General features: G+C 70.0%; 4 protein-coding genes. All 4 read left to right on the top strand.

The window, feature by feature from the left end:
* Nucleotides 1-910: 910 nt before the first annotated feature.
* The 4 genes from ACGFMP_RS36390 to ACGFMP_RS36375 all read left to right on the top strand — a co-directional run bounded on the left by ACGFMP_RS36390 (nt 911) and on the right by ACGFMP_RS36375 (nt 6,480).
* A complete protein-coding gene (locus ACGFMP_RS36390; protein ID WP_393678274.1) occupies nt 911-2,560 on the top strand; it encodes a prenyltransferase/squalene oxidase repeat-containing protein in 1,650 nt (549 codons plus the stop codon).
* A gap of 185 nt (nt 2,561-2,745) precedes the next feature.
* The gene (locus ACGFMP_RS36385) at nt 2,746-3,858 is read left to right on the top strand and encodes an aromatic prenyltransferase (RefSeq protein WP_393678272.1); all 1,113 of its coding nucleotides are present in this window, start codon (nt 2,746-2,748) and stop codon (nt 3,856-3,858) included.
* A gap of 97 nt (nt 3,859-3,955) precedes the next feature.
* Entirely contained in the window at nt 3,956-4,579 is a 624-nt protein-coding gene (locus tag ACGFMP_RS36380; protein ID WP_393678271.1) for an isochorismatase family protein, read from the top strand.
* Nucleotides 4,576-6,480, top strand: coding sequence for an anthranilate synthase family protein (locus tag ACGFMP_RS36375; protein ID WP_393678269.1), 1,905 nt, complete (start codon nt 4,576-4,578; stop codon nt 6,478-6,480). The genes ACGFMP_RS36380 and ACGFMP_RS36375 overlap by 4 nt, the downstream gene beginning before the upstream one ends.
* Nucleotides 6,481-6,489: the final 9 nt, after the last annotated feature.

Here is a 6,489-nt window from a genome sequence, read left to right as displayed (position 1 = left end):
TCGGCGCCGTCGGCACCACCGACACACCGTTCACCCGCACCGACAACGCACCCAGAACCTCAATGTCCATGTTCTCCCCCGTGAGTTCAGGCAAGGGTCAGGGGCTGTGTGTTGTAACACACTTGCACCGCCGGACCCCGTGCTCTGTTTGACTTGGACACCTTGATAAAAAAACAGCACACTCGGTTTGTCAATTACAGGACGGTGCCCCCCACACGCAGGCGCGGGGCGATATCAGCCCAACTCCATATCGAACCGACGCTCGCTCAACTCCCGCTCCAGCCAGGCGCAAGCATCACCACAGTGCGGGTCCACCGGAAGGATTCCGAAATGGCAGTCGTGTCGGTTCCGGAAGCCGATGGCCGGGCTCTCCGCCGGCCGGTGGCTCGACCGGCCGCGCTGGGATGCGAGATACCCGCGGTGCTGTGAGCTACTTGAGCGGCGGGCGAGGCGGCACCGACCGGCACGGCGCGGCGGGGAGGCGGGTCCCGCGGCTGACACAGGATGACAACCGCCCCACTGACACCACCCGCCTCACGCTCGGCTGACCAGCGGAGTCGGCCGAGAACGGCGGAAAGGGATTCCGCCGAACGTGCGGCACTCGGTCAGGACTCCAGCGCTGGTCGAGTCCACTCCGTCGATAATTTGGCATGCGCAATCACAAAGACATCGTCATGCAGTACCTCGACGGGGTCCCGCGCTACGACGTCGGATTCCCTTTTATCCGCCCGCCATGCCGTCGCACCGGCGAGCAATCGGCCGTGAATCGAGGCCCCTTCACCCGGCCTTTCGGCAGACCGGGAGTCTCGGCATGCAGAGGCACGCCGGGGGTTCCGCGCTCCGCCGCGCGCGGACGCGCGGAGCGGTCCTCGATCTCGTCACCCCTCCCACACCCCGACAGGAGCATGGCATGAGGCCACAGCATGACGCGCGTTCAGCCTTGGTACCTTGGCCCGCGGAGGTCGACCCGGATCAGGTCCGCCAGGCCTCGTCGAAGCTGATCGCACATGTCAGCAGCAGGGTCGACCCCGACGGTGCGATACGCGAGGACTGCAGGAGCCGGGTACTGGAGTCGGCGCTCGCGTTGACACTGATGACACGTGCCGGTGTCTCCTTACCTGCACGGGACCGCGTACTCGCCTTCCTCCGGGCGCATCTCGACACCCCCTTCGAGTTCGACCGCGTCCTGGCGACGCTCGCCGTCGCCCAGGCCGGCGACAGCACGTCCGCAGGTGACTCCGGCCTGATCGACAAACTGACCGAGGGCCTGCTCGGCGCCGCGCCGGAGTTCATCTCCGCGCGCCGCCGCCGGATGCTGTACGCCGTGCTGTCGGTGCTCGGCTGCCCGCTGCCGCCGGGCGTCGTGCCGGCGGCCGATGAGGAGGTCCCCACCGACCCCATCCACTCCTGGGCCGCGGTCCAGCAGGCCTCGGTGACCCTGATCCTCGCCGGCGCCGCGGGCGTCAGCAACAGCGCGACCGCCGCAGCCATGCGCACGCTGGACGCCACCCGTCCGGCGACGACGGTGTGGGAAGGCTACGTGCTGCTGCACCTGCTGTCACTGCACGCGCTCGCCGGCGTCCAGGGACAGGAGGCCACCGTCCGCAGCGGCGTGGAGACACTGGTGCGCCACCAGCGCGACGACGGCGGCTTCCCCTTCGTCACGGAGATGCAGAACTGGTGCACCTCGACCGCCGCGATCGCCCTCGCGGCGGCCGGCTCCCGCCCCGGGCAGCTGTGGACGATAGCGAAGTCGCTGGCGGCCCACCGGGTCGACGCGTCCCAGCGCGAGCTGTCGAGGTCCCTGTCCCGCGGTGCGGCGCTCAGCGACGGCTGGTCCATCGGCCCCAACGTGGCGCAGAACGACGTGGACTGCACTTCGTGCGTCGTGGAGTTCCTGCAGGGCGTCGATCCGGTCGCCTTCGGCGGCGCCGTGCGACGCGGGGTGGACGGCCTGCTGGCCGTGCAGAACAGCGACGGCGGCTTCCCCACCTACGTCGCCGGCGCGTCCTCCGAGCCGTGCATGACGGCCGCCGCCGTGAACGCTCTCGCGCCGCACCCCTCGACCGCGCCCGCGAGGGAGCGGGCCCTGGCGGTACTGGCCGACAGCCAGCTCGCCGACGGCGGTTTCGAACCGGGGTGGAGCCGCAGCCGCCTGCACACCATGTTCCGTGCGCGGCTCGCCGCACACACCGCGGACCCGCGGGACCGCCGGACGGCCCGGATGGCCGAGCGGATCGAGGGCTCGGTGTACGAGACGCAGAATCCCGACGGCGGTTGGGGCATGCAGCCAGGTGACCCCAGCGACGACATCAGCACCGCCTACGCGCTGATCACGCTGAGCTACGGGACGGAGTCCCAGCCCGTGGGGCGCGCCTTGTCGTGGCTGCTCGCCCACCAGAACGCGGACGGCGGCTACGGCGGCCCGCCCGACATGGTCGGTCCCCGCCCGTTCTCCTACCACTTGCCCATCCTGACCGACATTCCCGTGCTCCTCGCATTCGGCCACGTTCGCGCCCGGGTTCAGCGCACGGCCGCAGAACTCCAGACAATGGGGTGACAGCAACCGCCGATTTCTGAGAAATTGGACAGGCCATCGCGTAAACCTCCCAGGTGAACGGGCAGTTCACCGGAGGGAAACGCGCTGGCCTGTCGGCCGTTTCCGGCCCCCGGGGGTCGGCCCGAACGTGCCTGTCTCCGCCGGGACTCCAGCGCTGGTCGAGCCTGATCCGCCGATAATCTGCCATGAGGGATCGCGGGACGGACCCGCCCGGCCACCGCGGCGGGGACGGATTCCGCGGGGCAGCCGCCCCGGCATCGCGTACCTCTCAGCCACACCCTTCGCAGCGGCAGGCTGCCAAGCCGACGCCGACTCGCCGTTCGGTCTCCACCAGGACGCGCGGTCGATGCTCCGCTGCAAGAGCGGCAAGCGACGTTCCATTTCGAAACGTGGGGGGCCTGATGTCCGGAAAAGCCAATGTCGAGCAATTGCACTCGGTCGTGGAAGAAGCTGCCGGACTGCTTGGCATAACGTATCCGAGTGACAGGGTACGGGCGGTATTGACCGCATTCCAGGACGTGCTCGACTCGGCCATCGTGCTCAACGTGGTGACCAAGGGCGGCGGCATAGGGGACCTTTCCTTCGACTTCGCGGCGGCCACCAGTGCCGGCGACCCCTACGACATCGCCCTGGCGCACGGCCTGGCCGACGAGGTCGAGCATCCGATCCGGGCCCTCCTGCCCGACATACTGGCCCGCTTCCCCGTCCAGACCTACGGCGTCGACTACGGGATCACGGGCGGATTCAACAAGACCTACGCCAGCTTCCCGCTGGGCGACCTGCAGCGCCTCGAAAAGCTCGCCGACGTCCCGTCCATACCGCCCGGCCTGGCGGAGCACCTGGGCACCTTCACCACATACGGGCTGGACGGCAAGGTCTCGGCCATCGCCATCGACTACGCGCGGCGGACGTGGAACGTGTACTTCAACGCCCTCTCGCCCGAATACGTCGAGCGCGAGACCGTCGTGGCGATGCTCCGCGAACTCGGAGCGCCCGAGCCGAGCGAGCGGATGCTGGAGTTCATCGGGGCCTCGTCCGCCTTCTACCCGACCTTCGGCTGGGACTCCTCGAAGGTCGAGCGGGTCAGTTTCTCCGCCAAGAACACGGCCCCGGCGGCACTTCCCGACCAGGTGCGGCCGACATTCGAGAATTTCGCCAGGAGCGTGCCCTACACCTACGGGGGCGAGCGCGTGATCGTCTACGCCGGTGCGCTGTCGGCCGGCGAGGAGTACTACAAGCTCGCGGCATATCACCAGATGCCGGCCAAGGTGCATGACCGATTCCGGTCCGAGAGCTGACCTGCCGCCGTGCTTGCCTCATCCGGTGGCAGGCGGTGTCCGTGATCTCGTCCTGGACCGCCTGAGCCACACGTCAAGCCAGGAACTGGAGCGAGCCATGACCGGCATACCTTCCATCTCCGCATACCCGCTTCCCTCCGAGGGCGACCTGCCGTCGGCCGTCGTGAACTGGAGGGCCGAACCCGACCGGTCGGTCCTTCTGGTCCACGACATGCAGCGGTACTTCCTCAAGCCGTTCCCCGAGGGTCTGCGCGGCGACCTGATCCGCAACGCGGCCCGGCTGCGCGACGAGTGCGCGCAGCTCGGTGTCCCGGTCGCCTACACCGCCCAGCCGGGCGGCATGACCGACGAGCAGCGCGGTCTGCTCAAGGACTTCTGGGGGCAGGGCATGCGCCCGGAGCCCGAGGACCGCCAGGTGGTCGACGCGCTCGCGCCGGCCGAGCACGACTGGCTGCTCACCAAGTGGCGTTACAGCGCCTTCTTCAAGTCCGACCTGCTGGAGCGGATGCGCGCCGCGGGCCGCGACCAGCTCATCCTGTGCGGCATCTACGCGCACGTGGGCGTGCTGGCCACCGCTGTCGACGCATTCACCCACGACATACAGCCCTTCTTCGTCGCCGACGCCACCGCCGACTTCTCGGAGGACTACCACCGCTCGGCGCTCACCTACGCCGCCGAGCGCTGCGCCCGGGTCACCACCGTCAAGGGGCTGTTCGCATGACCTACGCCGACCTGCTCGACGAGGCCCTCAACGGGCCCTCGCAGGCGTTCGCCCTGCTGCACCGGCCCGGCAGCACCGGCCCGGGTGTCGTCGAGGTGCTCACCGGTGCGGTGTCCCGGCCCGAGACCCTGGCCGACATCCCGCTGCCGCCGGCGCCCGCGCCCGGCACCCCCGGCCGTCACGAGGTCCTCGTCGTCATCCCCTACCGGCAGCTGTCGGAGCGCGGCTTCGCCTGCGCCGACGACGGGACCCCGCTGCTGGCGATGACCGTCACCGGCCAGCAGCGGCTGCCGCTCGACGAGGCGCTCGCACGTATCCCCGACGTGCCGACCCCGCTCGAAGGGGGCGACTTCGACGTCGACGACGAGGCGTACGAGGAGGTGGTGCGCCGGATCGTCAAGGAGATGATCGGTACGGGCGAGGGCGCCAACTTCGTCATCAAGCGCACCTTCGTCGCCGACATCACCGGCTACGGGCCGCGCAGCGCCCCGGCGCTGTTCCGCCGGCTCCTGGAGGGCGAGTCCGGTGCCCACTGGACCTTCCTGATCCACACCGGCACCCGGACCCTCGTGGGAGCGTCGCCCGAACGGCACGTCAGCCTCCAGGGCGGCAAGGCCGTGATGAACCCGATCAGCGGGACCTACCGCTATCCGCTGTCGGGGCCCACCCTGCCCGGTGTCCTGGACTTCCTGGACGACCGGAAGGAGACCGACGAGCTGTACATGGTGCTCGACGAGGAACTCAAGATGATGGCCCGGATCTGCCCCGCGGGCGGCCGGGTCGTGGGCCCGTACCTCAAGGAGATGGCCAGGGTCGCCCACACCGAGTACTTCATCGAGGGCCACACCGACCGCGACGTGCGCGACATCCTGCGGGAGACCATGTTCGCGCCGACGGTCACCGGCAGCCCGCTGGAGAGCGCCTGCCGCATCATCACCCAGTACGAGATGGGCGGCCGCGGCTACTACAGCGGTGCCGCGGCACTCCTGGGGCGGGACGACGCGGGCGAGCCCGTCATGGACTCCGCCATCCTGATCCGCACCGCCGACATCAGCAGCGAGGGGCACATCGGGATCGGTGTGGGCGCCACCATCGTGCGGCACTCCGACCCCGCCTCCGAGGCCGCCGAGACCCGCGCCAAGACCGCCGGGGTCATCGCCGCGCTGAGCGGGTACCGGCAGGCGCGCTTCGCCGACCACCCCCGCGTGCTCCGGGCGCTCGGGCTGCGCAACGACTCGATCGCCGACTTCTGGCTCTCCGACACCGACACGCGCGCGTCGGCCCGGCCGGAACTGGCGGGCCGCAGCGTGCTGGTGGTCGACGCGGAGGACACGTTCACCTCCATGCTCGACCAGCAACTGCGCTCCCTGGGGCTGCGGGTGACGGTCCGGCGCTTCGACGAGGCCTACGACTTCGCCGGGCACGACCTGGTCGTGATGGGGCCGGGCCCCGGCGATCCGCAGGAGGTCGCGCACCCCAAGATGCACCACCTGCACACGGCCGTCGACCGGCTGCTGCGCGAGCACCGCCCCTTCCTCGCGGTGTGCCTCAGCCACCAGGTCCTCGGTCTGCGGCTCGGCCTTCCGCTGCGCCGCAGGACGGTGCCGAACCAGGGTGTGCAGAAGGAGATCGACCTGTTCGGCTCGGCGGAGCGCGTCGGCTTCTACAACACCTTCGCCCTCGTCAGCGAGCACGACGACTTCGCCTCCGACGGCCACGGCCCGGTCCGGGTCAGCCGCGACCCCGCCTCCGGCGAGGTCCACGGCCTGCGCGGCCCCGGCTTCGCCTCGATGCAGTTCCACCCGGAGTCCGTCCTCACCCGGGAGGGGCCGCGCATCCTGGGCGGCGCCCTGGCCGGGCTGATCGTCCCGGCCCCCGCGGCGGACCCCGATCCGACCTGACCCCCGAAA

Source organism: Streptomyces sp. NPDC049040 (genome assembly GCF_043197715.1).
GTDB lineage: Bacteria > Actinomycetota > Actinomycetes > Streptomycetales > Streptomycetaceae > Actinacidiphila.
Note: the sequence above shows the minus strand (reverse complement) of the source record. Positions and strands in the feature narration are given on the sequence as shown.

Excerpts from the sequence above, each read along its gene's own strand:
- ACGFMP_RS36385 (WP_393678272.1), top strand. The coding sequence starts at position 2,746 with ATGAGGGATCGCGGGACGGACCCGCCCGGCCACCGCGGCGGGGACGGA.
- ACGFMP_RS36375 (WP_393678269.1), top strand. The coding sequence starts at position 4,576 with ATGACCTACGCCGACCTGCTCGACGAGGCCCTCAACGGGCCCTCGCAG.
- ACGFMP_RS36390 (WP_393678274.1), top strand. The coding sequence starts at position 911 with ATGAGGCCACAGCATGACGCGCGTTCAGCCTTGGTACCTTGGCCCGCG.
- ACGFMP_RS36380 (WP_393678271.1), top strand. The coding sequence starts at position 3,956 with ATGACCGGCATACCTTCCATCTCCGCATACCCGCTTCCCTCCGAGGGC.